The sequence below is a fragment of the Enterobacter sp. PL_is379 genome (assembly GCF_055817355.1).
This window is the reverse complement of sequence record NZ_JBVPGT010000028.1, coordinates 220,783-247,284: the sequence shown is the minus strand read 5'-3', so window position 1 is coordinate 247,284 and position 26,502 is coordinate 220,783. Positions and strand designations below refer to the sequence as shown.

Here is a 26,502-nt window from a genome sequence, read left to right as displayed (position 1 = left end):
AGCCCCCCGGCTGCGAGATCCTCGCATTTTTCACATAACGGGTTAACTATCGTTCGATGTGGGCTGCTGGCGACCAAAAATGACCTCCATTCTGGCGCCGCCCAGCAGGCTTTCGCTGGTTTCGATTTTTCCGTCGTACTGATCGACAATCTCGCGCGCGACGGCTAATCCTACGCCCTGGCCTGGACGTAGCGTATCGGCGCGCTGACCGCGATCGAACACCACGTCACGTTTATTGCGCGGGATCCCCGGGCCATCATCCTCAACGATGATATGCAGCTCGGTTTCCGTCTGACGTGCAGACACTTCCACGAACTCCAGACAGTATTTGCAGGCGTTATCCAGTAGGTTACCCATGACTTCCATGAAGTCATTTTTTTCACCCACAAAGCTTATCTCTGGCGAGATATCGAGGCTGATGTTCACCCCTTTACGCTGATACACCTTGTTGAGGGCGGACGTGAGGTTATCCAGAAGCGGCGCTACCGGATGCAGCTCGCGGCTCAGAAGCGCGCTGCCGGAACGCATGCTGGCGCGATGCAGGTAATAGCCAATTTGCTGTGAAATACGGCTGATCTGTTCCAGCATCACCGGCTCGGCATCATCGACGCTCAGCTTCGAACTGCGCATTGAACGCAGGGTACTTTGCATGACCGCGAGCGGGGTTTTCAGGCTGTGGGTCAGGTCGGTAAGGGTGGTACGGTATTTATCGTAGCGTTCGCGTTCACTTTTCAGCAGGCGGTTGAGGTTACGCACCAGGCTGGTGAGCTCGCGGGTGGTTTCCGGGTTAAGCTTTTCGCGATGATGTTCTTCCAGTTCCCGAACCTCTTTCGCCAGTGATTCGATGGGGCGCAAGCTCCACCACGCCGCCACCCACAGCAGCGGGATCACCAGCAGCAGATTTGCCGCCAGAACGTAGATGAACCAGCTCCAGACCATATAAGAACGCTTCAGCTCGACCGGAATGGTGTCGATCACCACGATGGTCAGCTGCGGCATGTTCAGCGTCGCCGGGTAGAGGTTAATCGCGACGGAGTGCGTCATCTCCGTTTCGGCGTTGTCGGCGCGGATCTCGTTCAGCTTTTGCTGCAGGGAGCGATCTTCACGGATCAGTGAGCTGGTGGTGTTGAGATCGGCTTCAATTTCATGAAAACCGTTGGTTTTGAGCCAGTCCGGACGAATGCTTTTGACCAGCCACGGGATGTCCCGCTGCGCCCACAGTAGCTTCCCCTTTTCGTTATAAATCAGGGCCAGCGTGGGACTCTGCTGATTGAGGTTTTCCGGCATTTCGACGGTGATTTTATTGTTTTCCCACTTCGCAAGGGTATAAAACAGGTTGCTTTCGCCACGCAGCAGGCGAAAGGTGGTTTTATCAAAGCTGACGCTGTAGCCCACCAGGGCGACCATGCCGTAGGAGAGCGACAGCACCAGCACGACGGCTGCCGTTGCCAGTAAAAAGCGCACCCGCAGCGAGAGGGGCAAAATATGGCGCAAGATCCGTCTCATTTAGCGTAATTCGAACAGGTAGCCCTGGCCACGGACGGTAGTAATCACATCCTGCGGATACTGCGCCTGAATTTTCTTACGTAAACGTCCCATCAACACGTCAATAGTATGGCTTTCGCGCAGCTCAGCATCAGGATAGAGCTGGAGCATCAAGGAGTCTTTGCTCACTACCTTGCCGTTGTTACGGATCAGCGTCTCCATGATGGTGTATTCGAAGGCGGTGAGCTTGATCACTTCATCATTGATGGATAATTCCCGGCGGGAGAGATCGACCTGGAAAGGCGGGATGGAAATAACCTGAGACGCCAGCCCGCTGTTGCGACGAAGCAGCGCCTGCATGCGCGCCGCCACCTCTTCAATATGGAACGGCTTGGTGACGTAATCATCTGCCCCAGCGCTGAGCACTTCGACCTTATCCTGCCAGCCTTCACGGGCGGTCAGAACCAGAACCGGCAGGGAGACATCGTGGCTGCGCCAGCGGCGAATTAACGACAGACCGTCTTCGTCAGGCAACCCTAAATCGACAATGGCGATATCCGGCAGGTGTTCATTGAGATAATAATCGGCTTCTTTTGCATCTTCAGCATCGTCCACCTGATGTCCCATCTCCTGAAGCTGAACCTTCAGGTGATGACGTAGCAATGCGTTATCCTCAACAACCAGTACGCGCATCATCTCTTCTCCCTAAATAATTGGTATGAATAGTTTAACGCTGATTATGTTGTTGTGGGGATAAACATTGAGTAAACCGGGGAAAAGCATCCCCCTTTTCGGGCGAAAAGGGGGAGAGGGGCGTTACTTCAGCTCGTCGACCATGGTGATGGCGCGGCCAATGTAGTTCGCCGGGGTCATTGCCTTCAGGCGCGTTTTCTCTTCTTCCGGCAGCGCCAGACCGTCGATAAACTGCTTCATGCCTTCGGCGTCAACGCGTTTGCCGCGGGTCAGCTCTTTCAGCTTCTCGTACGGTTTTTCGATACCGTAACGGCGCATCACGGTCTGGATTGGCTCCGCCAGCACTTCCCAGTTGTGATCCAGCTCGTCCAGCAGACGGTCACGGTTTACTTCCAGTTTGCTTACGCCTTTCAGGGTGGACTGATACGCGATCAGCGCGTAGCCAATGCCCACGCCCAGGTTACGCAGTACGGTGGAGTCGGTCAGGTCGCGCTGCCAGCGGGATACCGGCAGTTTGCTCGCCATATGCTGCAGCACGGCGTTCGCCAGACCCAGGTTGCCTTCGGAGTTTTCGAAGTCGATTGGGTTTACTTTGTGCGGCATGGTGGAAGAGCCGATTTCACCGGCGATGGTTTTCTGCTTGAAGTGGTTCAGGGCGATATAGCCCCACACGTCACGATCGAAGTCGATCAGGATGGTGTTGAAGCGCGCGATGCAGTCAAACAGCTCGGCGATATAGTCGTGCGGCTCAATCTGGGTGGTGTACGGGTTCCACTGAATGCCCAGAGAGGTCACGAACTCTTCGCTGAACTGGTGCCAGTCCACTTCCGGGTAAGCGGCAATGTGGGCGTTATAGTTACCGACCGCGCCGTTGATTTTGCCGAGGATCTCAACCTGCTCCAGCTGACGGTACTGGCGTTCCATACGGTACGCGACGTTCGCCATCTCTTTACCCATCGTGGATGGGGTGGCTGGCTGGCCGTGGGTACGGGAGAGCAGCGGAATGTCGCGGTATTCCACGGACAGCGCTTTTACCGCGTCGATGATTTTACGCCAGTAAGGCAGCACCACCTCTTTGCGCGCGGTGGAGAGCATCAGCGCATGAGACAGGTTGTTGATGTCTTCAGAGGTACAGGCGAAGTGAATGAACTCAGACACGGCGTGCAGCGCAGGGACGCTTTCCACTTTCTCTTTCAGGAAGTACTCAACCGCTTTCACGTCGTGGTTGGTAGTGCGTTCAATGGTTTTAATGCGCGCGGCGTCTTGTTCGCTAAACTCAGCAACGATTTTATCAAGGTAATCGTTTGCCTTTTCGTCAAAAGCAGGAACTTCCTTGATTGCTGCCTGGGCGGCCAGCTTTTGCAGCCAGCGTACTTCAACCTGAACACGGAACTTCAGCAAACCATATTCGCTGAAGATCCCGCGCAGCGCGCTGACTTTATCGCCGTAGCGTCCATCGACAGGGGATACGGCGGTCAGTGAGGATAATTCCATAATTCGCAACTCCGGGAGGTTAACAATGAGCAAGAATTTGTTTTGCCTGAGTGGTCAGGCGATTACGAGAAAACATTAGCTGCAGGCGGCCACCGCCAACCTGGTGCCACAGCACGGCAGCGCGGATCCCAGCCAGCAGGGACGCACGCACTTTTGCCTGTACCTGCGGACTTTGCAGCACGGCAGGGGATCCGGTGACCTGAATACGCGGGCCCAGCGGGCTGATGACGTCAACATAAATGCCGGCCATGGCGCTGAGCAGCGTGTCGGACTGCAGATCAAAATGGTCGAGCTGACGCTGTAGCCCGGCAATACGATCGCCCAGGGTGTTGAGCGCGCCTTTTGCTGCGCTCAGCTTACGCTCCAGCACCATCAGGCTCAACGTGTAGCGGGTCAGCTCCGCGTTTAATCCCTGACGGCTGCTGGCGTTAAGCACGCCAAGCAGGGTTTCAAGACCGAGACGAAGATTGGTTTCACTGCCGCCGAACACACCCAGGGTCGAGCCGGGGTTGAGATCGATAACGCTGTTGAGTGAAACGTGCAGGGCGTCAGCATCGCAATGACCCTGATGCGCCAGCTGTTGCACCAGACGGGCTGACTGGCAAATTCCCGCCAGTGCCAGGGTGATGTCATAGTAGTTCTTCGCCACACGGTCTCCTTTATGTGTGCAATCGTATTAAACAGCAGGCAGCGGCAGGCGCTGTTCAATGATCCCGCCGCCCAGGCAGATCTCACCGCTGTAGAAGACAGCAGACTGACCCGGGGTGACGGCGGCGACCGGCTCGTCGAAGCGCACCTCAATGCGATCGTCATCAAGCGCGGTAATGGTGCAAGGAATATCGGTCTGGCGGTAGCGGGTTTTCACCGTGCAGCGCAGCGTGCCTTTCAGCGGCTCACGATCGACCCAGTGCAGCTGCTGGGCGATAAGGCCAACGGACATCAGACGCGGATGATCGTGACCCTGGGCAACAACCAGAATATTGTTTTCGACGTCTTTGTCGACAACATACCACGGATCTTCGCTACCTTCTTTCGTCCCGCCGATACCCAGACCTTTACGCTGGCCGAGCGTGTGGTACATCAGCCCCTGATGCTGGCCAATCTCTTCCCCGTCGACGGTGACAATTTTGCCCGGCTGTGCAGGCAGGTAACGTCCGAGGAAATCGCGGAATTTGCGCTCACCGATGAAGCAGATACCGGTAGAGTCTTTTTTCTTCGCGGTGATCAGGTCCAGCTCTTCGGCGATTTTACGCACCTGCGGCTTTTCCAGCTCGCCGACCGGGAACAGGCTCTGGGCGATTTGCTCGTGGCTCAGCGTATAGAGGAAGTAGCTTTGATCTTTGTTGCCGTCCAGACCGCGCAGCAGCTGGCTTCTGCCATTCACGTCTGCGCGACGCACGTAGTGGCCGGTCGCAATGTAGTCTGCGCCCAGATCTTCTGCGGCGAATTCCAGGAAGGCTTTAAATTTGATCTCTTTGTTGCACAGAATATCCGGGTTCGGCGTGCGGCCCGCTTTGTACTCTTCGAGGAACAGTTCAAAAACGTTGTCCCAGTATTCTGCGGCAAAGTTAACGGTGTGCAGCTCAATGCCGAGCTTATCGCATACGGCCTGCGCGTCGGCGAGATCCGCAGCGGCAGTGCAATATTCCTCGCCATCATCTTCCTCCCAGTTCTTCATGAACAGGCCCTCCACCTTATAGCCCTGTTGCTGTAACAGGTAGGCGGAAACGGAGGAATCGACACCGCCGGACATGCCGACGATCACTTTTTTCTGGCTATTATCTGACATGGAATACTCACGACATTGAACTTCAAGGCGGCGTATTCTATCACGCCCCCCCACCATTGGCACCCTCTGTAAACGGCCAGTTAAATGCGCCGATGACATCCAGCGGTAAGCGGCCAGCAGACTGCCAGCAGCGAATGCTTTCCGCAACCAGCGGCGAGCGCAGGTTTGGCGCGTTCAGGATCTCGTCGGCAGTGACCCACAGACAGCGGTCGATATCGTCATCCTGCGGCTCTGTGGCGCACGTTTCGCTAAGCTCAACGGCAAATAAAAAGCGCAGGAACGGAGTGTGATCGGGCGCGATCCACTGGTGCATACGGATGAAGTGCTGGGGTTCAGCGTGAATGCCGGTCTCTTCCCACAGCTCGCGTTTCGCTGCCTGCAGAAGGGTCTCATTGGCTTCAAGATGCCCGGCAGGCTGGTTCCACAGCGCTTTGCCGTTAATGCTCTCTTCGACAACAAGGAATTTACCCTTAGCGTGGACCACGCAGGCAACCGTGACATGAGGTTTAAACATAGTGACTCCTTAAGGGGTGACGTCGCGCCATTCGCCGTTTGCCAGCGTTTCCAGCGTGTAGCTGCCCATAGCGTAGCGAATCAGACGCAGGGTAGGGAAGCCGACGTGCGCGGTCATGCGGCGAACCTGGCGGTTGCGGCCTTCATAAAGGGTAATTTTGAGCCAGCTTGTCGGAATGGATTTGCGTTCGCGAATCGGTGGGTTGCGCGGCCACAGCCACTCCGGTTCATTCACGCGTTCAATACCTGCGGGCAGGGTGGGGCCGTCGTTAAGCGTCACGCCGCTGCGTAATTTTTCCAGCGTTTCTTCGTCCGGCTCGCCTTCGACCTGTACGAAGTAAATTTTACCGGTGCGTTTCCCGGGCTGCGTGAGCTTCGCCTGCAAGGCGCCGTCGTTGGTTAAGACCAGAAGGCCTTCGCTGTCGCGGTCCAGACGCCCCGCGGCGTAGACGCCCTGAACAGGTATATAGTCCTTCAGCGTGCTGCGCCCGGCTTCATCGGTAAACTGCGGCAAAACATCGTAGGGTTTATTGAACAAAATAACCCGCTTCGGCTGGGTTTCCTGCGGTCTTCTGGCGGCTTGTCGCGAGCTGAATCGCTCAACCCGGTGTTTTGTAAAAGAAGTTTTCTTCATGGTATTTTCAGGCGTTATCAATTGCCGCATTATAGCCTAATAACGAAGACCTTTCATGGCGCAGGACAATCAGGTACTATCGAAGGGCTCATTACAATTTATTAACATAAGATCAGTAACAACCAGAAGCGCTCGAAGGAGAGGTTAATGGAAAGCAAAGTAGTTGTTCCGGCGGAAGGTAAAAAGATCACCCTGCAAAACGGCAAGATTAACGTTCCTCACAATCCGATTATCCCGTTCATCGAAGGTGACGGTATCGGTGTAGACGTTACCCCGGCAATGCTGAAAGTGGTTGATGCCGCTGTTGAGAAAGCCTACAAAGGCGAGCGTAAAATTTCCTGGATGGAAATTTACACCGGTGAGAAATCTACTCAAGTTTATGGCCAGGACGTCTGGCTGCCAGCAGAAACGCTGGACCTGATCCGCGACTACCGCGTTGCTATTAAAGGCCCACTGACGACGCCAGTTGGCGGCGGTATCCGTTCCCTGAACGTGGCACTGCGTCAGGAGCTGGACCTGTACGTGTGTCTGCGTCCGGTTCGTTACTATCAGGGCACCCCTAGCCCGGTTAAGCACCCTGAACTGACCGATATGGTTATCTTCCGCGAAAACTCAGAAGACATCTACGCGGGTATCGAATGGAAAGCGGACTCTGCTGAAGCAGAAAAAGTGATTAAATTCCTGCGCGAAGAGATGGGCGTGAAGAAAATTCGCTTCCCTGAGCATTGCGGTATCGGCATTAAGCCGTGCTCCGAAGAAGGGACCAAGCGTCTGGTGCGTGCAGCTATCGAATATGCAATCACCAACGACCGTGACTCTGTGACCCTGGTTCACAAAGGCAACATCATGAAGTTCACCGAAGGCGCGTTCAAAGACTGGGGTTACCAGTTGGCGAAAGAAGAGTTCGGCGGTGAGCTGATCGACGGCGGCCCATGGCAGAAGATCAAGAACCCGAACACCGGCAAAGAGATCATCATTAAAGATGTGATCGCCGATGCGTTCCTGCAGCAGATCCTGCTGCGTCCAGCAGAATACGACGTGATTGCCTGTATGAACCTGAACGGTGACTACATCTCTGACGCCCTGGCAGCACAGGTTGGCGGTATCGGTATCGCCCCAGGCGCGAACATCGGTGACGAGTGCGCCCTGTTCGAAGCGACCCACGGTACTGCACCAAAATACGCAGGTCAGGACAAAGTGAACCCAGGCTCAATCATCCTGTCCGCAGAGATGATGCTGCGTCATATGGAATGGTTCGAAGCCGCGGACCTGATCGTTAAAGGTATGGAAGGCGCGATCAACGCGAAAACCGTAACTTACGATTTCGAACGTCTGATGGAAGGCGCTAAGCTGCTGAAATGTTCAGAGTTTGGCGACGCGATTATCGCGAACATGTAATCCAGATTCTGGGTTAAACAAGAGCGGGGGCCTGAGGGTTCCCGTTTTTTTTGCCTCTGTCTGCGGGAGACAACACGATGCTAGCCACTGTCCTTATCGCTGTCGTTGCACTCATCCATCTCTACATTCTTGTGCTGGAAATGTTCCTGTGGAATACCAAAACAGGACACAAGGCCTTTAATCTGCGTCCCGACTTTGCGCGCGACACCCGCGTGCTGGCTGCAAATCAGGGGCTTTATAACGGTTTTCTGGCGGCCGGCCTGCTCTGGAGCCTCTGGCTCGGCGAAAAGGGGAGTCAGGTGGCCATCTTCTTCCTGGCCTGCGTGTTGATTGCCGGACTTTTTGGCGCGGCCACCGCCAGTCGAAAAATTTTGTATGTACAGGCCGTGCCCGCACTCGCTGCGCTGCTTGCGTTACTTATCTGAAGCAATGCTTTGGTTGAGATAACGCGTCCGATATACTCGTGATGTTACCCTTAAAGGCCAGAGACGAGACTGTTATGAATAACGATATCCCACTGAAATATTATGACATTGCTGAGGAGTATGCGACGGAAGCCGCAGAGCAAGTTGCGGAGTCAGAACTCGACGCGCTGGCACATTATTTCCAGCTGCTGCTCACCCGTTTATCGAATAATGAGGAGATCAGCGAGGAGGCTCAGCAGGAGATGGCCGCTGAGGCCGGGATCCGTGCGGGTCGTATTGATGATATTGCGAATTTCCTCAATCAGTGGGGAAATGAATAGTCTGCTTTAAAAACCGTTATGCTGATGCTTTGCGATACAGCTCAGCATCACGCTATCGGACCACATGCATTTTTTCCGCAGAATATGCGAAGCAGGTTTGTCGATAAACAGCACGAAAATCACGGTCAGAAAAAAGAGTACCACTGGAAAAAGTAAGGATAATTTCACGTTTTTAACCAAAATAAGAGTGTGTTTCCGGGGAATCTACCATCTGATTGTGACGACTATATGTTTTTGCGTAAAAAATGGAAACGCCAAATCTAAAAAAGGTCACGGCAGGCTTCTGGTTACGGTGCAACACCGGTGAGTCGTTTCGCCAGCTCGCTCCGGGTGAGTGCTTTTGAAAAATACCATCCCTGAATCAGCGCATCGGGATATCGGCTCGCGATAAAGCGATACTGAACTTCATTTTCCACGCCCTCGAAAACAAGCGTTTTATTCAACTTCGCGAGGGCATCGCTGAAGATAGCAAAGATGTTTTGCTTATAATGTTCGCTGATGCCATCCACCAGTGACTTATCGATTTTAATCTCATCATATTCAAGCAGCGACAGGCGGGCGAGGTTTGAATTTTGCACGCCAAAATCATCTATTGATATTTTAACGCCGAGCGACTTGAGCTCCTGACAGAACCCCTCGAGGATATCTGCCGTGGAAACGGCTTTCTCAGAAAGTTCGACCTTCATCAGAGAAAGGGGAAAGTGATTGGCTAAACACGCTCGACGCAAAATGTTAATGAACTGCCCATCTTCAATTTCCTTCCGCCCAACGTTAATGGAGACGATCAGCTGATGTTTAATCGCCAGCGGGGCAATTTCTGAGAGGGATTTTTCGATAATATTATTATAATATTTTTTATACAGACCGATTTTTTTTATTAATGGGATAAACAGCTCCGGAGAGACGTCCCCATGCTTTTGGTCGCGCCATCGCGACAGAACTTCTACACCCACGATTTTTTGATCGTGAATGCGGATAATAGGCTGGTAGTTAACGCTGATGGTATTGGTCAGGACGGCCTTGATCAGCGTACGTTCCAGAGAAAAACGATCTTCATAGATACGGAAGATAAATAACGTTATCGCGACCCAGATAAAAAAGAGTATGACCGTGAGAAACGAAAAGATAAACAGGGGTAACGAGGCCAGCCCTGCATCGTGATGCTTCACGATGACGCACAGGTCCCAGAAGGCGCTGCACTGCGTCAGGGTCAGGGTAAACAACGACGAATGCAGCCAGCTCTGCTGTGTTAGCTCAGGGGAGGTCGTAAAAAAGGTTCTGCCGAAGTCTTTGGTGGTGGTACTCAGAGAATAGCTTGCCGTAACCGGGGTGAATTTATCGTAAGCATAGCGAGTGGTGAAGATAATAATATTATTATAAATTGCCGCATTGCCCGTGAAAAAATCTTTTCTGGAAAACTGCGCCAGAAGAAAGCCTCTCGGCGTTTTATGCAGTTCCGCAGGAAGCGCTACGGGCGTTGCAAGTTTACCCCAAAAAGCAGTACAGACTATTTTTCCCTTCTCGATAAAACCAATATCGTCGAAATAATAGTTATTCAGCGTTATTTGTCTGTAACTATCAAGACTGGTTTTATCACATCCCTGCGTAGTAATGCTTTTAAGGGCCAGCGCTATGCTTTGGGACAGGTCTTCCGAATAATGTAATAGGGTAAGGGATATCTCACGCTGTTTGCTCTTCTGCTGCCCCACGATAACAGCATTGACCGCATAAAGAGACAGGATGACCAGGAGCGTTGAAACGATCGCAACGGCAACGAGTTTTTTCATTTTCCAGTTATCCTGTCCGCTCCCTGATTTGACAAATCTTAACACAGCCAGGGCAAGGCACAAGCCTGATAATCACGTCAGGTGAGCAAATTCGGGCAGGTGAACTCATACGAAAGTATCAGTTTTTTAAGACAATTCTCAGCTAAGCTATTTTCATTGTTATAAGCAATACCGGGTAAGTACAGGCTCTTCTTCCAGAACATCGATGCTTGTTTTTTCTATTAAGGAAAACATCGTGCGCAACGTGATGATCCCTATTCTGAGTGCCTTGTTTCTTTTTCTGAGCGGCATTCTGATTATTAACTGGCAGCTATGGCAGATGGCGAAGGCTAATAATAGTCATACCGCCATGGCAAGTACCCAGAAAATAGAAAATATCCTGGCGGAAGCCGTCAGTGCGGCCAGCACGGCGAAGCGCGTTGCGGAGCAGGGGTGTACCAGCAGCGGACAGCTGGCGCTGGGGACAGAAGCCGCGCTAAAACCGCATCTGCGCGCCATCATGATCCAGCAGCAGGGTAAAATCATCTGTACTTCCCTTCCCGGGAATGGCGTATTGATTGTGCATCCGGAGACGTTACCTGAACATAAATTAATGCTGCTGCCCGGCAATCGACTGGTGAACGGCGTCCCGGTGCTTGTCTTCCAGATGCCCATCGCGGGAGGGCGTGTCATCGTCAGCGTCAGCGATGCGCATTTGCAGGACGTCATCGCGAACGCATCAAACGGCGTTGACCTGGGATTGGTTGTCGGCAATAGCATGCTTGGGCGCAACGGTGATGTGACCGGCTGGAAAGCGGCCTCGTGGACGGGGTCACTTACGGCATCTACACAATTCCCCTTTAGTCTGGCCTGGCAACCGCCTGTCTTTTTTAGCCTGACGCGGCTGCTGCAACAGGGATGGAGCCTGATACTACTGATTCTCGTGCTATCGGTGGCGGTGGGCATTTTGATCCGCCGTTACAAGGGGAAAAGCACCTCATTTGAAGACGACTTACGTAAGGCCATTTTGCAGGGGGAGATCGTGCCGTATTACCAGCCGATCGTGAACGGTGATACCGGCGGGCTGTATGGCGTTGAAGTCCTGGCAAGATGGAAGCATCCAAAGTCAGGCTTTATTCCACCGGATGTCTTTATTCCGATTGCCGAACGTAGCGGTTTGATTATTCCGCTAACCAAAGGGTTGATGGCGAAAGTGGTGATGCAGCTTAAGCCGCTTTTGCCTAAGCTCCCGGACGGGTTTCATATCGGGGTGAACATCAGCGCCAGACACATCAATGCGCCATCCTTCATCGGTGACTGTCGTGTATTCGGGAAGGGGTTTCAGGGTAAAGAAGTCAAACTGGTTCTCGAGGTGACCGAGCGTGAGCCGCTGATCGATAATCCTCACCTGGTGGAAAACCTTAACATGCTGCATAACGCCGGTTTTGTCATTGCACTGGATGATTTTGGTACCGGCTATTCAGGTCTTTCATGCCTTAATGCGCTTGCCATTGATTATATTAAAATTGATAAAAGCTTTGTGAACCGGGTTTCAGATGAAAAAGACTCAACGATCCTGCTGGACTGCGTCATTGACCTGGCGAAAAAACTCTCATTACGCATTGTGGCTGAAGGCGTAGAAACGAAAGCGCAGCTGGAGTATCTCAACCGTAATGAGATTACGCTGTTACAGGGTTATTATTTTGGTAAGCCCGTCTCCTATATCGATTTTATTAAAGTCATTTTATCTAAGCCCCGGGAGACGGTAAGTTTGTAAAACGAAATTACGACGAGCTTCTGTTGCATGCTTAAGTGCAATTCATTTTCCTCTTATCCTGAGCTTTGTTACAGTGACAAGAGTTGTCAGCCAGGGATGTCAGGCGTGATAAGGTGGAAAAGCTCGTGCATGTGAAAAATACTTTTTACACAACAACCATTACCGTCATCATTGTCTCATTGATCATCTCGCTGTCGCTTGCCGTCCAAATTGCCACGTCCAGACAGCAGTCAATCCAGCAAATTAATACCAGCGTCGCTAACCTGAGCCATACCCTTGATGTGTACACCGAGGGGATCATGCGCCAGAGTGAAATGTTAATTACTACCGTTTCCGACATAATCGAAATTTATGGTATGACCCCGCAGCAGGCGACCCATATTCAGCGGATGATAAATAATCAGGATAATCTCCTTACCCAGATTAATAATGTGGTTGTTTACGATGCTCAGGGCGATATCTTTACCGCGTTGCACGAAACTTTTACGGGCCCACGCAAAGGATCGGACAGGTCATTTTTTATCTATCACAAGGAAAATAAAAATCAGCAGATTTTTATTGGCGAGCCCGTAGTCAGCAGAACCAATGGTAAATGGGTCATCTCCATTAGTCGGCGCCTTGAAACCCACACCGGGGCATTTAACGGTGTTGTGGTGGTGACCCTGGGTATCGAAAATTTTCTCGCGCTCTACGGGCAGATTAATATTGGTCACGCGGGCGTCATTGGCTTAACAACAGAGTCAGGCGTGCTGCTGGTCCGTTATCCTTTTAAAAATACCTATATTGGCACGATTGTTTCCGATTCACCGCTCTTCAGGAAATACCTCAAGGTACAAAATACCGGGATAGCCAGTTCCATTTCGCGGTTTGATAAGATCGAACGCATTTATGCCTATGAGAAAAACAGACGCTACGGGCTGGTCACCACCGTGGCCGTCAGCATTGATGAGGCCCTTGCACCCTGGCGCAAGCAGGCGATTCAGTTGGCGGTACTCATTTTCGTGTTCACGGCGATACTCATCGTCGCGTCATACTTCCTGTATTCCGACTTATCCAGAAAAAACCGAGATAACAAGGCGCTGAAGATTATCGCCTCTGAGGATGCGCTGACCGGGCTTTACAACCGTCGCATTTTTGATGAAAAAATCCTCTCGGAAATCGCGCTTTGTGCCGCGCATGATGCACCGATTTCGATACTGATTGTGGACGTGGACTTCTTCAAAAAATACAACGATAACTACGGCCATCCGGAAGGGGACCGCTGTCTGGCGCTGCTGGGAAACAGTCTCAGGGAGAGTCTTACTCGTGGTAATCAGATCGTGGCGCGCTACGGCGGAGAGGAGTTTGCGCTGATATTACCTGATACGGACATCCAGGAAGCGCTTCGTCTGGCCCAGACGATTATTCGCAATGTGTTCTCGCTGCAAATCGCCCATGCCTTTAGCCCCTTCGGGCGGGTAACGGTCAGCGTCGGAATTTCTACCGCACGTGCCGTCGACATCGCGGGCAGCCAGCAGAATATCATTATCGCAGCTGACCAGGCGCTATATCAGGCAAAACGCGCGGGACGTAACCGGTACGCGTTTGTTGGGGTATGACAGGAAAAAACACATAGAGTGATGCTTGTCACAAATTTCCTTTCTCAGATCCTGTGCTATTCTTTTTTGTGTCGTTGATTTAATGACAAAAACCATACAGAGAGGAAAGTTATGGGAATTTTATCCTGGATTATCTTTGGGCTTATTGCGGGTATTCTGGCGAAGTGGATCATGCCGGGCAAAGATGGCGGTGGGTTTATCGTCACCGTAATACTGGGTATTGTCGGTGCGGTAGTCGGCGGCTGGATCAGTACGCTGTTCGGTTTTGGCAAGGTCGATGGCTTTAACTTCGGCAGTTTCGCCGTCGCGGTGATCGGTGCGCTGGTTGTTCTGTTTATCTACAGAAAGATCAAAAGCTAAGTTCTGAAAACGATGAAAAAGGCTGCCGGATGGCGGCCTTTTTACGTATCGGGTTTACCACCAGCCAAGCTGCGCGCCGGCAAACGCCGCAATGGCAACGATCAGCATAATGACGGTTGTCTTCCGCATTTATGCCCCCGGAGCCGCGTAGCCGCCGACAAAAAACCACGCTAAAAAAACCACCGCCGTTATAAATATAACGACCGGGAAGAGGATCCCTATTCTCATACCATCACCTGTTTCGGTTTCAATAACGCCGTAGAGTGTACGGGGTTAATCCATGGTGAGAAAGCGTGTTTTGCTTTTTCCTTTCTTATCCTGATACATCGCCACATCCGCGGCGCGTAACGCGCTGTCAGGATCGGTTACAGCAGGGTCCACTTCGATAACGCCGAAGCTGGCTCCCGGATAAATAATATGAACGCTGCCCAGCCAGTATTCGCCGGCGATGCAGGCGCTGAGGCGCGTTTTGAGCAACGTAAGCTGCGTGTTATCCCCGTCCTGGTGGGGCTGGCTCAGCGACGCGACCAGAAATTCATCCCCCCCCAGACGACCGATAATATCGTCCTGCTGTTTCTCTTCGGTCAAACGCTTGCCCACTTCTATCAGGAACTGGTCGCCAGCCTCGTGGCCGTAACGATCGTTAATCAGCTTGAAATCATCCAGATCGATAAATGCGATGATGGCGTTACGCTTCAGGTGCCGGGCCAGAGAAAAGAGGGTGGTCAGATCTTCAAAAATGGCGCGACGGTTGGGTAAACCGGTAAGGGCATCCGTATAGGAGTGCGCGATGAGGGCCGCATTGGCTTCGCGAAGCTGGGTCACCAGCGACTCTTTCTGAATGGACTGGGCAATCAGCCCGGCGAAGAGCTTCAGAACCTGTTCACCGCGCTCGCTCAGCGGCTTTCTGGCCGTGCTGGTGGCGCAGAGCGTTCCGTAAAGTGAACCATCCGCAAGATGGACTGGAATACTCATGTAGGTGGTAATGCCAAGCGCTTTTGCAGCTTCACACTCGGGCCAGCGTTCGGGCACGTCGTTGCTGAACATCGTGTCACTGTCCAGCGCGCGTTTGCACAGCGTCTCATCCCATGGGACGCTCAACCCCTCCGGGATCGTCATCTGTTTGCTGTTGCGGGCATAGAGGATGTGCTGCAGCCGCGCCTCGATATCCACCTTCGTCAGGTAGGTCGACTCCATGTCGGTGACAATCTCCAGCATCTCCAGCAGCTGGCGAACGAGGCTTTCAAGGGATTGCTCGGTGGCAAGGGTTTCTGAAACGCGAGCGAGGATAAGATCCGACATGACGTAGAATGACTCCCAGGCAGAAGACGTCTGCATCTGCATGTTATGCTGAGTTTTTAGGCTTCTGGCATAGTAAAACATGAATACAGAAAATTTAATATATGCAGGGAGCGGGCAGCAGGATAGAAAAAAAGCCCCGTTGTTGAGACCGGGGCAAGGACATCTTGATTACGGAATGATGTTCTCTGGTCATATCGAGAACATGCCACACTATAGTGCTGAAAAGTGCAGTTAAAATGGAGAAATCATGGAGAACGCGGCGATGACCCGTTACCCTTAGACTGTCATGATGTCACAAGGATCAATGAGATGAGATTTCTGCTTCTGGCGCTGGCGCTTCCCCTGGCCGCCTGCACCGCAAAAACCACGCCACCCGATGCACCGAAACCGCCGCACGTTATCGGTATGGCGAACCCGGCCTCCGTCTACTGCCTGGAGAAAGGCGGGGAACAGATCCCGGTTCAAAGTCCGCAGGGCGTTCGCACCGAGTGCAAATTACCGGGCGGCGAAGTGATCGATGAATGGACGCTCTATCGTCGCGATCATCCACAACCCACCAGGTGACAGACGGATACCGCCTGCGATACACTTCTCTTTAGGATTAATCTTAGCCAGTTTCTGGCGTTCGTTTCCGCGAGAGAAGTATGTTTCAGCTAAAACCGGGCAGCATGGCGATGATCGTGGGTGCCCGCACGGCGTCAGGCCGTCGAAATATTGGTAAATCTGTTGAGCTGTTTGGCCTGTGCCAGCCTGGCCTGCGCTTCGTTAACCCGGTCAACGGCGTGATGACGCAATTACCGACCACCGCAGATCGTGCGCTCTGGCTGGTGACGGGGGATGTCTACGCCTTTGACAATCAGCACGGCTTTGCGTTTGTCCGCGCCGAACATCTGATGCCGCTCACCCCCGATGAAGCGCCGCAAATCCTCGATGAGCTGGCGATCGGCTGATCAGAGGTGGCGCAGCCAGTCGGCTAAGACCAGGGCGTGATTTTGCTCCGTGTTTTTGGCAGCAAAGAGCAGGGTGACGGTCTGCCTGTGCGCCAGCGTTGCCAGACGCACGCCCTCGTCAGCATGCTGCGCCAGCTCTTCCCGATAGGCCTGACTGAAGGCGGCGAAATCAATGGTTTCGCTATGAAAGGCCTTGCGTAGTTCAGTTGAGGGCGTGAGCGCTTTACACCATTCGTCATACGCGAGGTCCGTTTTCTTAACACCGCGCGGCCACAGCCTGTCCACCAGTACCCGATAGCCGTCGTCAGGGCCTGCCTGTTCGTACACGCGTTTGCATTGAATCATGATTCCACCCTCCCAATTTAAGGTATTGTGATAATTGCAAAAGATCGGTAGTCTGAGGTTCCTTATGTTATCTGATAATACTCTGGCATAAGGAACCTTTCATGGAACACCTCCCGGTTAAAACGACGCTGCGCATTGCGCTGGTTGGCGATTACAATCCCAGTGTAATTGCGCATCAGGCGATCCCGCTGGCCATCGACGACGCCGCCGCAGTGCTTGACCTCACCGCCGATTACGACTGGCTTGCCACCACGGAGCTGACAAGCCCTGAAGATCTGGTGGGCTACGATGCCATCTGGCTGGTACCCGCCAGCCCCTATAAAAACACCGAGGCCGCTTTTATCGCCGCGCGCTATGCCCGTGAAAACAGCATCCCGTTCCTGGGCACCTGCGGCGGGTTCCAGCATGCGCTGATTGAGTATGCCCGAAACGTGCTGGGCTGGGCTGATGCGGCACACGCTGAGACGGATACCGAAGGCACCATGGTGATTGCGCCGCTGACCTGCTCGCTGGTGGAAAAAACCGATGCGATTGAACTGCGCAAAAATACGCTGATCGCCAAAGCGTACGGCAAGCCGGAAATTGAAGAGGGATATCACTGTAACTATGGCGTGTCGCCGGCGTTTGCGCAGGCGCTGGAAAGCGGTGATATGCATGTTACGGGCTGGGACGACCAGGGAGAAATTCGCGCCGCAGAACTGGTCACGCACCCGTTCTTCGTGATCACCTTATTCCAGCACGAGCGTGGTGCGCTGGAAGGACGTCCGGTCGTGCTGGTGCAGGCGATGCTGCGCGCGGCCCGCGGTTAAAAAAGGCAGACCCGAGGGTCTGCCACACTGTTTAACGGGGCGCGATCTCCCGGTCTCGCCCGGCTAAGATGCCGCAGAGGGCCATTATCACCGCGGCCAGGGCGCAGCCCAGAAGCGGGATCCGCCAGTCTCCTGCGCTATCGTGAATTTTCCCCATCAGCGGAGGGCCGCAGGCGGCGAGCAGATAGCCAATCGACTGCGCCATGCCGGACAGCGCCGCAGCCTGGTGCGCGGAGCTGGCGCGCAGACCGATGAACGTCAGGCCGAGGATCATCGTTGCTCCTGTGCCAAAGCCAAACACCAGCGTCCACATCACCGCCATGCCTGGCATAAACCATAATCCCGCCGCGCTTATCGCGCACAGCAGCGCCACTGCGCCTGCAATGGCCCGCTGATCTTTCAGACGGTGGAGGATCAGCGGAACGGCGAGTCCCGGCACGGCCGTGGCCAGCTGCAGCAGACCGTGCACCGAGCCGGCCTGCGCTTCGCTGTAGCCGTGGCTCAGCAGTATCGCCGGCAGCCAGCCGATGATGACGTAGTAAATCAGCGAGTTAATCCCTAAAAAGAGCGTCACCTGCCAGGCGAGCGCCGAGCGCCAGATGGCGCGATTATGCAGCGCGCCAGCGCCCGTCACCGCTGCAACGTGTTTCTGACGCCACTGGGGTAACCAGAGCAGCAGCGCGACCAGCGGAAACGCCATCAGCATCAGCAGGGCGCCATGCCAGCCCGCGTTCCCCTGCGCCAGGGGAACAATCATCGCTGATCCAAACGCCGCCGAGACGCCCATCGTCAGGGAATAAGCACCGGTGAGCTTCGCCACCTGCCCCGGAAAGTCACGCTTAATTAATCCGGGTAACAGCACATTTCCGAGCGCAATACCGCAGCCAATGACTGCCGTACCGATGAACAGCAGCGCGGCGGAAGGCAGAGAGCGAACCGCAATTCCGGCGCAAATCAGCAGCAGGGCGATAAACAGGCTGCGCTCCATGCCGATACGTCGGGCAACGCCTGCGGCGAGCGGCGAGATAAGGGCGAAAGCCAGCAGAGGCAGGGTGGTCAGCAGACCGGTTTGCGCCGTGCTTAAGCCATAATCAAGACGAATAGTGTCGAGCAGCGGCGCTGCGCCGGTAAAGGTGACGCGAAGCGTAGTGGCAATCATCAGGATGCCTGCAATCAACAGCGCGCCGTGTTTTCCTGAGGTGCTAATAGCAGTAGTCATTATGTTCTCATACGTTCAAGCGAGGGCACACAATACCGATTTTCTCAGCGGTTGAAATCAGGCTAAAATGACAGTTTATCGCTAATATCGGACAAACTGATGATTGGTCTGGGACTGGAGGGCTACGATCCTGATAGCCAGTACGATGCGGCCGTCGCATTTCGTATTCAGGTGGTGGCGGAGGAACAATATATTCCCCGGCATCATCACCGTAAGGGGCAGCTGATTCTGGCCCTTGGCGGCGCAATCACCTGCGAAGTGGAAAATGCGATGCTGATGGTTCCGCCCCAGTACGCAGTCTGGATCCCCGGCCAGATGCCGCACAGCAACAGAGCCACGCCGGGCGCGCAGCTCTGCTTTTTATTTATTGAGCCGGGGGCGGCAAGCTTGCCCGGACGCTGCTGTACCCTGAAAATCTCTCCTCTGGTGCGGGAGCTGATTTTATCCCTGGCGGAAAAATCGCGTGAGCAGCTTCCTCTTGCGACCACGTCGCGCCTGGTGGACGTGCTGTTTGACGAGCTGCCGCTCCAGCGACAGGAGCACCTGCAGCTGCCCGTCTCGCCCCATCCTAAAATTCGACTGATGAGCGAGAAGATGGCGGAAGAGCCCGCCGCCTGGCAGACGCTGGCGCAGTGGGCGAGCCATTTTGCCATGAGCGAACGCAGCCTGGCGCGGCTGGTGGTGAAAGAGACCGGTTTAAGCTTTCGCCGCTGGCGTCACCAGCTGCAGCTGATCGTGGCGTTACAGCACCTGATCGGCGGGAAATCGGTACAGCAGGTGGCCCAGTCACTGGGCTATGACTCGACCACCGCGTTTATCACCATGTTCAGAAAGGGACTGGGCCAGACGCCAGCGCGTTATATGGCCAGCCTGACTACGACTTCCCGATAAACAGCGAGACAAGGCCTGCCGCAATCAGCGGGCCGACCGGCACGCCGCGGAAGAGCGCCACGCCCAGCACGGTACCCACCAGCAGACCCGCCACCAGCGAGGGCTGGCTGCTCATTAGCGTGACGCCGCGTCCGCCCAGCCACGACACAAAAATCCCCACCGCGATCGCCACCAGCGATTTCCAGTTTACGAATGAGTGCAGCAGGGTTGATGCAGGAAGCGTACCGCTGGCGATGGGCGCCATTACCCCGATGGTTAAAATGATTATCCCGATGGTGAGGCCTTGTTTTTCTATCCACGGGAAAAAGGTATTTAGCGGGGTCACGCGAACAATAATAAGCACCAGAATCGAGATGGCGACCGTGGTGTTATGGCTGACAAAGCCGAGCGCGGTGAGTGCCAGAAGAATGAGCAGAGTAGGGTCAAACATAGGGAATCCTTGCCAGAATAATTAACCTGCTTACTGTACGCGCAAACGCGACGCAGGACAGTTTTAAAAAGATTTTATTGTTGTCATAACCTTGTCATTTACGCGGATTAAAACGGAGGCAGATATCGCAAAAGGGGTCGCCATCATGAACGATCACATGTTTATGGAAACGCTGATTATCTCCTCATCGTTTTTCGCTATTGCCGTTATTCTCGTTGCCTCCGTGCTGTTTCTGGAACGAAAAGGCTGACAGGGCGTCAGCCATTGTAGTTACGCTTTATGGAAAGTTACCAGCTCAGGACGGGCGATGCGCAGGTAATCCTGGGTATCCATAATCACGGATTTCTCCAGCAGGCCAGCGTTAAACGCGATTTCGTCAAAACGCTCGAACAGCAGCGGGTCGGCAACCAGCGCCAAATCAGGATGGAAGCTAAAGGGCGGGATAGCGCCGAAAACGCAGGCGGTCAGGGTATCGACCTCGGCCGGGCTGGCGAGGGAGGCCTTTAGCCCGCCAAAATGGCTGGCAAGCTGGCTCAGGTCTGCCTGTAGATCGGCGGCGAGGATCGCCAGAACGTGTTTTTTTACGCCGTTTCCCTTCACCTTACAGACCAGGGCTTTGGCGCCTTGCCGCAGATCGGTTCCGCGAATTTCACTTACCGCTTCACATTTCCCGACCGCCTCGTGCTCCATGACGCGAAACCGCGCGCCCTGCTCGGTGAGTAAGGTAATCAGTTGCTGGTGGGTTCCTGCCCCAATAACGTCGTCAGTCATAACGATTTCCCGGTGGATAATCCAGTATGCAGCGTTCTACATTAGCACGGGATGAACGGGGTCGAAAGAAAACAGCCAGCGCTTTCGCTGGCTGTTTGATTATGCGTTGCTGGTAGAAGATTGCTTGTGGAACAGCTCCCTGAACACAGGATAAATATCATCCTGGTCACGGATATGCTGCATGGCAAAGTTATCGAACATCGATTGCAGATGTTCATACTCCCGCCACAGGGTCTGGTGTGCACGGCGGGTGATTTCGATATAGCTGTAGTAACGCACCACCGGCAGAATTTTCTTCGCCAGGATCTCATGACACAGCGGTGAGTCGTCGGCCCAGTTATCGCCGTCCGACGCCTGCGCGGCATAAATATTCCACTGCGTCGGGTCGTAACGCTCTTTCACCACTTCATCCATCAGCTTCAGCGCGCTCGAGACGATGGTGCCCCCGGTCTCCTGCGAGTAGAAGAACTCATGTTCATCCACCTCCTTCGCCTGGGTGTGGTGGCGGATATAGACCACCTCCACGTTCTTATAGGTTCTGCTCAGGAACAGATAGAGCAGAATATAAAAACGCTTCGCCATATCCTTGGTTGCCTGGTCCATCGAGCCGGACACGTCCATCAGACAGAACATCACCGCCTGGCTGGAGGGCTCAGGGCGTTTTTCGTAGTTCTTGTAGCGCAGGTCGAAGGTGTCGATAAACGGTACCCGTTCGATCTTCGCCCTCAGCTCTGCAATCTCTTTACGCAGGCGCTCCTCTTCCAGCAGTTGCGCCGGTTCCGTGTTTTCCACGACCTTCAGGCTGCTCTCCAGCTCGCGCAGTTCGCGACGCTTGCCTGCCGTCATGGCCGTGCGTCGCGCCAGCGAGTTCTGCAACGAACGCACGACGCTGATATTGGCGGGCACGCCGTTGGCGGTATAGCCCGCGCGATGGGTTTTATATTCATTAAGCTGACGATGCTGATTCTTTTTCAGATTCGGCAGCGCCAGGTCTTCAAACAGCAGGTCGAGATATTCATCTTTCGAAATCTGGAAGACAAATTCGTCCTGGCCTTCACCGTCCTGGCTGGCCTGTCCCTGACCGCTTCCTGAACCACCGCCGCCGCCCTGAGGGCGCTCAATTCTGTCGTTCTGAACGAAGTGGTCATTACCTGGGTGTACGCGATGGCGCAGGCCGCCTCGCCCCTGATGAAACATCGGTTCGCTGATGTCATCGGTGGGGATGGAGACAGACTCGCCGCTGTCGACGTCGGTCACCGAGCGTTTGTTGATGGCCTCGGAGATAGACTGTTTAATTTGCGCTTTATAACGACGCAAGAAGCGCTGGCGGTTCACCGTGCTCTTGTTTTTGCCGTTAAGACGCCGGTCAATAAACCAGGTCATATACCCCCCGTACTGCATTTGCCAACTTGCATTTTGTAGGCCCGGCAGGCGCTAAACGCTGCCGGGCACTTGTTTTAAGACGATTTACGCACGCGCAGGTACCATTCGCAGAGCAGGCGGACCTGTTTGCGGGTGTAGCCTTTTTCCATCATACGGTCGACAAAATCGTCGTGTTTTTTCTGTTCATCGGTTGAGGTTTTGGCGTTAAACGAGATCACCGGCAGCAGCTCTTCGGTATTGGAGAACATTTTCTTCTCAATGACCGTGCGCAGTTTCTCGTAGCTGGTCCAGTTCGGATTGCGCCCGTTGTTATGCGCTCTGGCGCGCAGGACGAAGTTCACAATCTCGTTACGGAAGTCTTTCGGGTTGCTGATCCCGGCAGGCTTCTCGATTTTTTCCAGCTCCGCGTTCAGGGATTCACGGTCAAACAGCTGGCCGGTATCCGGGTCGCGGTACTCCTGATCCTGGATCCAGAAGTCAGCGTAGGTAACATAGCGGTCGAAAATGTTCTGCCCGTATTCTGAATAGGATTCCAGGTAAGCCGTCTGGATCTCTTTGCCAATGAACTCGGCGTATTTCGGGATCAGGTAACCTTTGAGGAACTCAAGGTAGCGTTCAGCCTGCTCCTGCGGGAACTGCTCGCGCTCGATTTGCTGTTCCAGCACGTAGAACAGATGAACCGGGTTGGCCGCCACTTCCGCATGGTCGAAGTTAAAGACGCGGGAGAGGATCTTAAACGCGAAACGCGTGGACAGACCGTTCATCCCCTCATCAACCCCGGCATAGTCGCGGTATTCCTGATACGACTTCGCTTTCGGGTCGGTATCTTTCAGGCTTTCACCGTCATAGACGCGCATTTTAGAATAGATGCTGGAGTTTTCCGGCTCTTTCAGACGCGAAAGGATGGAGAAGCGTGACAGCGTTTCCAGCGTGCCGGGCGCGCAGGGGGCATGCACCAGCTCACTGTGGTTAAGCAGTTTCTCGTAAATTTTGATCTCTTCGGAGATCCGCAGGCAATAAGGGACCTTGACGATGTACACGCGGTCAAGGAAGGCCTCATTGTTTTTGTTATTACGGAAGGTCACCCATTCAGATTCGTTCGAGTGGGCGAGAATAATCCCGTTAAACGGCAGGGCGGAGATACCTTCCGTCCCGTTGTAGTTGCCTTCCTGAGTCGCCGTCAGCAGCGGATGCAGCACCTTGATTGGCGCTTTAAACATCTCGACGAACTCCATAATCCCCTGGTTCGCGCGGCACAGCGCGCCCGAGTAACCGTAGGCATCCGGATCGTTTTGCGCGAAGTTTTCCAGCTTACGGATGTCGACTTTACCCACCAGCGCCGATATGTCCTGGTTGTTCTCATCGCCAGGTTCCGTTTTGGCGATGGCGATCTGTTCAAGGATAGACGGCCAGACTTTCACCACGCGGAATTTGGTGATATCGCCACCAAACTCATGCAGGCGTTTTGCCGCCCACGGCGACATGATGGTGCCGAGATAGCGACGCGGGATGCCATACTCTTTGTCCAGAATCTGCGCATCTTCCTGCGGATTGAACAGGCACAGCGGATGGTCGTTCACCGGGCTGCGTTCACCGTTGGCGCTCAGCACATAGATAGGCACGCGCTGCATCAGCGACTTCAGGCGTTCCGCCAGCGAGGATTTACCGCCGCCCACCGGGCCGAGTAAATAGAGGATCTGTTTCTTCTCTTCCAGACCCTGAGCGGCATGCTTCAGATAGGAGACAATCTGTTCGATGGCATCTTCCATACCATAGAACTCTTCAAACGCCGGATATCGGGCGACCACCCGATTCGAAAAGAGACGGGAAAGCCGAGGCTCCAGGGCAGTGTCAACCATGTTTGGCTCACCAATAGCCATCAATAGCCGTTCTGCCGCATTGGCATAGGCACTGCGATCTTGCCGACAGATGGTAAGAAACTCCTGCAGTGTGAACTCTTCGTCCTTGGCAGCTTCATAGCGCTGGCGATAGTGATCGAATATATTCATGGCATGCCGTCCTTTCGTTTTTTAGCACAGGATAAGAGCCGTTCGTATGAGTAGTGGAGGCTCCCGGAAGAGAATCTCTCGCACCTCACTGCCAAAGCAGCAACCTGTGTGCCAGGTCAGACGCTAAGAACCGCAGGTGTTCAGGAAAACTCTTCTTAAATTAAAGCGTAGATGGCATTTGCAAAACTTGCATGCCCAGAAAATCTACTTTCAATGACATATCAATAACTCATCCAAAAATTTCCACTGTCGTTATAAGACAAATGCACGTTTTTCATTCAGCGGTCATATAAATGAAAGCAGGCTGTCATCTGATAAGTTAAAAATAATGGGTTAATCAGGCTGATTAGCAGGCAAAAAATTTTGGGATGTACGGGAATGGCGGTTACACTTCATCCGCTGATTATTTGACTACAGGAAAGAATGGATTGTGACCAAACTCAAACTTCTGGCATTAGGCATCCTTGCCGCGACCGCAGTGAACACCGCACAGGCGGAAAGTCAGTGGACGGTTGGCGCGGGTGTTGGCGTCATTAACAGCCCGTACAAACAGTATGACCGTGACGTTTATCCTGTTCCCGTTATCACCTATGAAGGCGATAACGTCTGGTTCCGCGGGCTCGGCGGCGGCTACTATCTCTGGAACGATACGGCCGATAAGCTCTCCATCATGGCCTACTACGATCCAACGCACTTCAAGCCGGGTGACAGCGACAGCCACGCGCTTCGCCAGCTCGACAAGCGCAAAAGCTCGATGATGGCCGGCCTCTCATACGTGCATAACACCCAGTATGGCTTCCTGCGTACGGCCCTGGCAGGCGATACGCTCGATAACAGCAACGGCTTTATCTGGGATCTGGCGTGGCTGTACCGTTATACCAACGGTGGTCTGACCCTGACGCCGGGTATTGGTGTGCAGTACAACAGCGAGAACTACAACGACTATTACTATGGCGTGTCTAAAAACGAGTCCCGCCGCAGTGGTCTGAAGAGCTACAGCGCAGATGACGGCTGGGATCCGTACCTGGAGCTGACCGCGAGCTATAACTTCCTCGGCGACTGGAGCGTGTACGGTACCGGCCGCTATGAGCGTCTGAGCGACGAAGTGAAGGATAGCCCGATGGTCGACAAATCCTGGGCAGGTATTTTCTCTGTCGGCGTGAGCTACAAGTTCTGATTGCGCACTAATATCGTGCAATTGATGCATTAAAACGGGGCGCGTGCGCCCCGTTTGCTTTGATGTGGTGCAGTAAGATTATCGCTTAACAATGCGGATCGTCTGCCCTAAACGAGACGGTTTTTCGTCGCTCGCTTTTTGCGGGGTGCTCACGCAGGCGGTTTCCACGCAGACAAACGTTTTATACCCTTCATCCGTCATGTCGGCCATGCTGACGGACAGCGCCGGGCCCGGGTTCCAGCCCACCACGTCGCTGTGATGATGATGGACCACTTCAATGCCGCGGTTCAGCGCGCCGTCGTGGATCACGCTGCACGCTTCCGGGTGCAGGTAGACGCGGTCGGTACGGTCAGGGAATGTCTGTATACCGTCGCTCAGTTTACCTTCTTTGGCGTTATCCACTTTGTCGATAAAGGTATCGCCAAGACCGCTCACCTTCACTGCGCCGATATCACCTACGTTGAAGTAGGTGTGCAGGGCTGCGGTGGTTTCAAACTCACCGTGGGCTTCCAGTTCGATTTCACAGGTTTTACCCAGCTTAAAGCGGGCATACAGGGTGAAATCATGCGGCCAGAGGGCGCGGGTTTCATCATTAGCCTGCAGCTCAAAGGTCAGCACGGCGCCGTTGTCATCTTCGTTGTGCGCTTTCAGCGTCCACTGCTGGTTACGGGCAAAACCGTGAGAAGGCAAACCCTGCTGGGCGGACGGGCCGAACCACGGCCAGCAGATCGGTACGCCACCGCGAATAGCCGCCCCTTTTTTGAAGGAGGTCGCATCGCTCAGCCATAAGCCTTCGGCTTCACCTTCCGGTTTCCAGGAGAGCAGGTGGGCGCCGTTCAGCGCCACGGAGGCTTTAACGCGTGGATGGTCAACGACGATAACGTCGGCACCGTCAATCTGACGGCGGGAAAGCACAGGGGTAAGTTGTTCGACTACCGGAAGTGCAAAAATTTTATTAATCATT

General features: G+C 53.9%; 29 protein-coding genes. 12 read left to right on the top strand and 17 right to left on the bottom strand.

What is annotated here, in order from left to right:
- Window positions 1-42: 42 nt before the first annotated feature.
- The 7 genes from phoQ to rluE all read right to left on the bottom strand — a co-directional run bounded on the left by phoQ (window position 43) and on the right by rluE (window position 6,638).
- Window positions 43-1,506 (bottom strand): two-component system sensor histidine kinase PhoQ, encoded by a 1,464-nt coding sequence (gene phoQ, locus AC0TOY_RS12025; RefSeq protein WP_024908595.1) that lies wholly within the window; start codon window positions 1,504-1,506, stop codon window positions 43-45.
- On the bottom strand, window positions 1,507-2,178 hold the full coding sequence (gene phoP, locus AC0TOY_RS12020; RefSeq protein WP_024908594.1) for a two-component system response regulator PhoP: 672 nt from the start codon (window positions 2,176-2,178) through the stop codon (window positions 1,507-1,509).
- Window positions 2,179-2,301: 123 nt separating this feature from the next.
- Complete coding sequence (gene purB / locus AC0TOY_RS12015; protein WP_008500757.1) at window positions 2,302-3,672, bottom strand: adenylosuccinate lyase; 1,371 nt, start codon at window positions 3,670-3,672, stop codon at window positions 2,302-2,304.
- Window positions 3,673-3,691: 19 nt separating this feature from the next.
- The gene (gene hflD, locus AC0TOY_RS12010; RefSeq protein ID WP_008500756.1) at window positions 3,692-4,321 is read right to left on the bottom strand and encodes a high frequency lysogenization protein HflD; all 630 of its coding nucleotides are present in this window, start codon (window positions 4,319-4,321) and stop codon (window positions 3,692-3,694) included.
- A 27-nt stretch (window positions 4,322-4,348) separates the two neighbouring features.
- Window positions 4,349-5,461 (bottom strand): tRNA 2-thiouridine(34) synthase MnmA, encoded by a 1,113-nt coding sequence (gene mnmA, locus AC0TOY_RS12005; protein ID WP_473721883.1) that lies wholly within the window; start codon window positions 5,459-5,461, stop codon window positions 4,349-4,351.
- A gap of 40 nt (window positions 5,462-5,501) precedes the next feature.
- Window positions 5,502-5,975 carry an NUDIX hydrolase gene (locus tag AC0TOY_RS12000; protein ID WP_023292763.1) on the bottom strand — a complete coding sequence of 158 codons (474 nt, stop codon included), beginning with the start codon at window positions 5,973-5,975 and terminating at the stop codon, window positions 5,502-5,504.
- A gap of 9 nt (window positions 5,976-5,984) precedes the next feature.
- Window positions 5,985-6,638 (bottom strand): 23S rRNA pseudouridine(2457) synthase RluE, encoded by a 654-nt coding sequence (rluE, locus tag AC0TOY_RS11995; protein ID WP_032650888.1) that lies wholly within the window; start codon window positions 6,636-6,638, stop codon window positions 5,985-5,987.
- A 117-nt stretch (window positions 6,639-6,755) separates the two neighbouring features.
- Between rluE and icd the strand changes: the two genes are divergently transcribed.
- The 3 genes from icd (at window position 6,756) to AC0TOY_RS11980 (ending at window position 8,751) form a co-directional block, all read left to right on the top strand.
- Window positions 6,756-8,006, top strand: coding sequence for an NADP-dependent isocitrate dehydrogenase (icd, locus tag AC0TOY_RS11990; RefSeq protein WP_061715519.1), 1,251 nt, complete (start codon window positions 6,756-6,758; stop codon window positions 8,004-8,006).
- A 77-nt stretch (window positions 8,007-8,083) separates the two neighbouring features.
- Complete coding sequence (locus AC0TOY_RS11985) at window positions 8,084-8,431, top strand: DUF1304 domain-containing protein (RefSeq protein WP_048990787.1); 348 nt, start codon at window positions 8,084-8,086, stop codon at window positions 8,429-8,431.
- A 74-nt stretch (window positions 8,432-8,505) separates the two neighbouring features.
- Window positions 8,506-8,751 (top strand): DUF2543 family protein, encoded by a 246-nt coding sequence (locus tag AC0TOY_RS11980; protein WP_024908590.1) that lies wholly within the window; start codon window positions 8,506-8,508, stop codon window positions 8,749-8,751.
- A gap of 287 nt (window positions 8,752-9,038) precedes the next feature.
- Here AC0TOY_RS11980 and AC0TOY_RS11975 read toward each other — a convergent pair whose 3' ends face one another.
- Complete coding sequence (locus tag AC0TOY_RS11975; protein WP_024908589.1) at window positions 9,039-10,538, bottom strand: EAL domain-containing protein; 1,500 nt, start codon at window positions 10,536-10,538, stop codon at window positions 9,039-9,041.
- A 235-nt stretch (window positions 10,539-10,773) separates the two neighbouring features.
- Here AC0TOY_RS11975 and AC0TOY_RS11970 point away from each other — a divergent pair, with 235 nt between their 5' ends.
- The 3 genes from AC0TOY_RS11970 to AC0TOY_RS11960 all read left to right on the top strand — a co-directional run bounded on the left by AC0TOY_RS11970 (window position 10,774) and on the right by AC0TOY_RS11960 (window position 14,252).
- Complete coding sequence (locus AC0TOY_RS11970) at window positions 10,774-12,294, top strand: EAL domain-containing protein (protein ID WP_081112049.1); 1,521 nt, start codon at window positions 10,774-10,776, stop codon at window positions 12,292-12,294.
- 113 nt (window positions 12,295-12,407) lie between these two features.
- The gene (locus tag AC0TOY_RS11965; RefSeq protein ID WP_473721882.1) at window positions 12,408-13,892 is read left to right on the top strand and encodes a sensor domain-containing diguanylate cyclase; all 1,485 of its coding nucleotides are present in this window, start codon (window positions 12,408-12,410) and stop codon (window positions 13,890-13,892) included.
- 111 nt (window positions 13,893-14,003) lie between these two features.
- Window positions 14,004-14,252, top strand: coding sequence for a GlsB/YeaQ/YmgE family stress response membrane protein (locus AC0TOY_RS11960; RefSeq protein WP_008500746.1), 249 nt, complete (start codon window positions 14,004-14,006; stop codon window positions 14,250-14,252).
- Between the two features lie 129 nt (window positions 14,253-14,381).
- Here the strand turns inward: AC0TOY_RS11960 and AC0TOY_RS11955 are convergent, their stop codons facing one another.
- Together AC0TOY_RS11955 and AC0TOY_RS11950 are read right to left on the bottom strand one after the other, a co-directional pair.
- The gene (locus tag AC0TOY_RS11955) at window positions 14,382-14,480 is read right to left on the bottom strand and encodes a YoaK family small membrane protein (RefSeq protein ID WP_014883431.1); all 99 of its coding nucleotides are present in this window, start codon (window positions 14,478-14,480) and stop codon (window positions 14,382-14,384) included.
- A 45-nt stretch (window positions 14,481-14,525) separates the two neighbouring features.
- Window positions 14,526-15,554, bottom strand: a complete 1,029-nt coding sequence (locus tag AC0TOY_RS11950; protein ID WP_473721907.1) for a sensor domain-containing diguanylate cyclase — start codon at window positions 15,552-15,554, stop codon at window positions 14,526-14,528.
- Window positions 15,555-15,863: 309 nt separating this feature from the next.
- On the opposite strand from AC0TOY_RS11950, the gene AC0TOY_RS11945 reads away from it, so the two are divergent.
- Together AC0TOY_RS11945 and AC0TOY_RS11940 are read left to right on the top strand one after the other, a co-directional pair.
- Entirely contained in the window at window positions 15,864-16,118 is a 255-nt protein-coding gene (locus AC0TOY_RS11945; protein ID WP_024908585.1) for a putative hemolysin, read from the top strand.
- An 80-nt stretch (window positions 16,119-16,198) separates the two neighbouring features.
- Complete coding sequence (locus AC0TOY_RS11940; protein ID WP_032650897.1) at window positions 16,199-16,504, top strand: nuclear transport factor 2 family protein; 306 nt, start codon at window positions 16,199-16,201, stop codon at window positions 16,502-16,504.
- Here the strand turns inward: AC0TOY_RS11940 and AC0TOY_RS11935 are convergent, their stop codons facing one another.
- The gene (locus AC0TOY_RS11935) at window positions 16,505-16,849 is read right to left on the bottom strand and encodes a DUF488 domain-containing protein (protein ID WP_032650899.1); all 345 of its coding nucleotides are present in this window, start codon (window positions 16,847-16,849) and stop codon (window positions 16,505-16,507) included. It abuts the gene before it with no gap.
- A gap of 101 nt (window positions 16,850-16,950) precedes the next feature.
- On the opposite strand from AC0TOY_RS11935, the gene AC0TOY_RS11930 reads away from it, so the two are divergent.
- Window positions 16,951-17,658, top strand: coding sequence for a CTP synthase C-terminal region-related (seleno)protein (locus AC0TOY_RS11930; protein WP_061715518.1), 708 nt, complete (start codon window positions 16,951-16,953; stop codon window positions 17,656-17,658).
- A gap of 31 nt (window positions 17,659-17,689) precedes the next feature.
- Here AC0TOY_RS11930 and AC0TOY_RS11925 read toward each other — a convergent pair whose 3' ends face one another.
- On the bottom strand, window positions 17,690-18,877 hold the full coding sequence (locus AC0TOY_RS11925; RefSeq protein ID WP_473721881.1) for a CynX/NimT family MFS transporter: 1,188 nt from the start codon (window positions 18,875-18,877) through the stop codon (window positions 17,690-17,692).
- 99 nt (window positions 18,878-18,976) lie between these two features.
- On the opposite strand from AC0TOY_RS11925, the gene AC0TOY_RS11920 reads away from it, so the two are divergent.
- On the top strand, window positions 18,977-19,768 hold the full coding sequence (locus AC0TOY_RS11920) for an AraC family transcriptional regulator (protein WP_473721880.1): 792 nt from the start codon (window positions 18,977-18,979) through the stop codon (window positions 19,766-19,768).
- On the opposite strand, the gene AC0TOY_RS11915 is transcribed toward AC0TOY_RS11920, so the two are convergent.
- A complete protein-coding gene (locus AC0TOY_RS11915) occupies window positions 19,752-20,198 on the bottom strand; it encodes a DUF441 domain-containing protein (RefSeq protein WP_473721879.1) in 447 nt (148 codons plus the stop codon). The genes AC0TOY_RS11920 and AC0TOY_RS11915 overlap by 17 nt on opposite strands.
- 145 nt (window positions 20,199-20,343) lie before the next feature.
- On the opposite strand from AC0TOY_RS11915, the gene yoaI reads away from it, so the two are divergent.
- Window positions 20,344-20,448, top strand: a complete 105-nt coding sequence (yoaI, locus tag AC0TOY_RS11910; RefSeq protein WP_473721878.1) for a small membrane protein YoaI — start codon at window positions 20,344-20,346, stop codon at window positions 20,446-20,448.
- Window positions 20,449-20,468: 20 nt separating this feature from the next.
- Here yoaI and AC0TOY_RS11905 read toward each other — a convergent pair whose 3' ends face one another.
- The 3 genes from AC0TOY_RS11905 to yeaG form a co-directional block, all read right to left on the bottom strand.
- The gene (locus AC0TOY_RS11905) at window positions 20,469-20,969 is read right to left on the bottom strand and encodes a YbaK/prolyl-tRNA synthetase associated domain-containing protein (RefSeq protein ID WP_047651996.1); all 501 of its coding nucleotides are present in this window, start codon (window positions 20,967-20,969) and stop codon (window positions 20,469-20,471) included.
- Between the two features lie 99 nt (window positions 20,970-21,068).
- Window positions 21,069-22,352, bottom strand: a complete 1,284-nt coding sequence (locus AC0TOY_RS11900) for a YeaH/YhbH family protein (RefSeq protein ID WP_473721877.1) — start codon at window positions 22,350-22,352, stop codon at window positions 21,069-21,071.
- 74 nt (window positions 22,353-22,426) lie between these two features.
- On the bottom strand, window positions 22,427-24,361 hold the full coding sequence (gene yeaG / locus AC0TOY_RS11895) for a protein kinase YeaG (protein WP_008500713.1): 1,935 nt from the start codon (window positions 24,359-24,361) through the stop codon (window positions 22,427-22,429).
- 430 nt (window positions 24,362-24,791) lie between these two features.
- Here yeaG and AC0TOY_RS11890 point away from each other — a divergent pair, with 430 nt between their 5' ends.
- Window positions 24,792-25,538, top strand: coding sequence for a MipA/OmpV family protein (locus tag AC0TOY_RS11890; protein ID WP_024908575.1), 747 nt, complete (start codon window positions 24,792-24,794; stop codon window positions 25,536-25,538).
- Between the two features lie 78 nt (window positions 25,539-25,616).
- Here the strand turns inward: AC0TOY_RS11890 and AC0TOY_RS11885 are convergent, their stop codons facing one another.
- Window positions 25,617-26,501: a D-hexose-6-phosphate mutarotase gene (locus AC0TOY_RS11885; protein WP_024908574.1), complete on the bottom strand. Its 885-nt coding sequence runs from the start codon at window positions 26,499-26,501 to the stop codon at window positions 25,617-25,619.
- Window position 26,502 lies beyond the last annotated feature (1 nt).

Coding starts and splice junctions, on each gene's coding strand:
- phoQ (WP_024908595.1), bottom strand. CDS start 1,506: ATGAGACGGATCTTGCGCCATATTTTGCCCCTCTCGCTGCGGGTGCGC.
- phoP (WP_024908594.1), bottom strand. CDS start 2,178: ATGCGCGTACTGGTTGTTGAGGATAACGCATTGCTACGTCATCACCTG.
- purB (WP_008500757.1), bottom strand. CDS start 3,672: ATGGAATTATCCTCACTGACCGCCGTATCCCCTGTCGATGGACGCTAC.
- mnmA (WP_473721883.1), bottom strand. CDS start 5,461: ATGTCAGATAATAGCCAGAAAAAAGTGATCGTCGGCATGTCCGGCGGT.
- AC0TOY_RS12000 (WP_023292763.1), bottom strand. CDS start 5,975: ATGTTTAAACCTCATGTCACGGTTGCCTGCGTGGTCCACGCTAAGGGT.
- rluE (WP_032650888.1), bottom strand. CDS start 6,638: ATGCGGCAATTGATAACGCCTGAAAATACCATGAAGAAAACTTCTTTT.
- icd (WP_061715519.1), top strand. CDS start 6,756: ATGGAAAGCAAAGTAGTTGTTCCGGCGGAAGGTAAAAAGATCACCCTG.
- AC0TOY_RS11985 (WP_048990787.1), top strand. CDS start 8,084: ATGCTAGCCACTGTCCTTATCGCTGTCGTTGCACTCATCCATCTCTAC.
- AC0TOY_RS11980 (WP_024908590.1), top strand. CDS start 8,506: ATGAATAACGATATCCCACTGAAATATTATGACATTGCTGAGGAGTAT.
- AC0TOY_RS11975 (WP_024908589.1), bottom strand. CDS start 10,538: ATGAAAAAACTCGTTGCCGTTGCGATCGTTTCAACGCTCCTGGTCATC.
- AC0TOY_RS11960 (WP_008500746.1), top strand. CDS start 14,004: ATGGGAATTTTATCCTGGATTATCTTTGGGCTTATTGCGGGTATTCTG.
- AC0TOY_RS11955 (WP_014883431.1), bottom strand. CDS start 14,480: ATGAGAATAGGGATCCTCTTCCCGGTCGTTATATTTATAACGGCGGTG.
- AC0TOY_RS11950 (WP_473721907.1), bottom strand. CDS start 15,554: ATGTCGGATCTTATCCTCGCTCGCGTTTCAGAAACCCTTGCCACCGAG.
- AC0TOY_RS11945 (WP_024908585.1), top strand. CDS start 15,864: ATGAGATTTCTGCTTCTGGCGCTGGCGCTTCCCCTGGCCGCCTGCACC.
- AC0TOY_RS11940 (WP_032650897.1), top strand. CDS start 16,199: ATGTTTCAGCTAAAACCGGGCAGCATGGCGATGATCGTGGGTGCCCGC.
- AC0TOY_RS11935 (WP_032650899.1), bottom strand. CDS start 16,849: ATGATTCAATGCAAACGCGTGTACGAACAGGCAGGCCCTGACGACGGC.
- AC0TOY_RS11930 (WP_061715518.1), top strand. CDS start 16,951: ATGGAACACCTCCCGGTTAAAACGACGCTGCGCATTGCGCTGGTTGGC.
- AC0TOY_RS11925 (WP_473721881.1), bottom strand. CDS start 18,877: ATGACTACTGCTATTAGCACCTCAGGAAAACACGGCGCGCTGTTGATT.
- AC0TOY_RS11920 (WP_473721880.1), top strand. CDS start 18,977: ATGATTGGTCTGGGACTGGAGGGCTACGATCCTGATAGCCAGTACGAT.
- AC0TOY_RS11915 (WP_473721879.1), bottom strand. CDS start 20,198: ATGTTTGACCCTACTCTGCTCATTCTTCTGGCACTCACCGCGCTCGGC.
- yoaI (WP_473721878.1), top strand. CDS start 20,344: ATGAACGATCACATGTTTATGGAAACGCTGATTATCTCCTCATCGTTT.
- AC0TOY_RS11905 (WP_047651996.1), bottom strand. CDS start 20,969: ATGACTGACGACGTTATTGGGGCAGGAACCCACCAGCAACTGATTACC.
- AC0TOY_RS11900 (WP_473721877.1), bottom strand. CDS start 22,352: ATGACCTGGTTTATTGACCGGCGTCTTAACGGCAAAAACAAGAGCACG.
- yeaG (WP_008500713.1), bottom strand. CDS start 24,361: ATGAATATATTCGATCACTATCGCCAGCGCTATGAAGCTGCCAAGGAC.
- AC0TOY_RS11885 (WP_024908574.1), bottom strand. CDS start 26,501: ATGATTAATAAAATTTTTGCACTTCCGGTAGTCGAACAACTTACCCCT.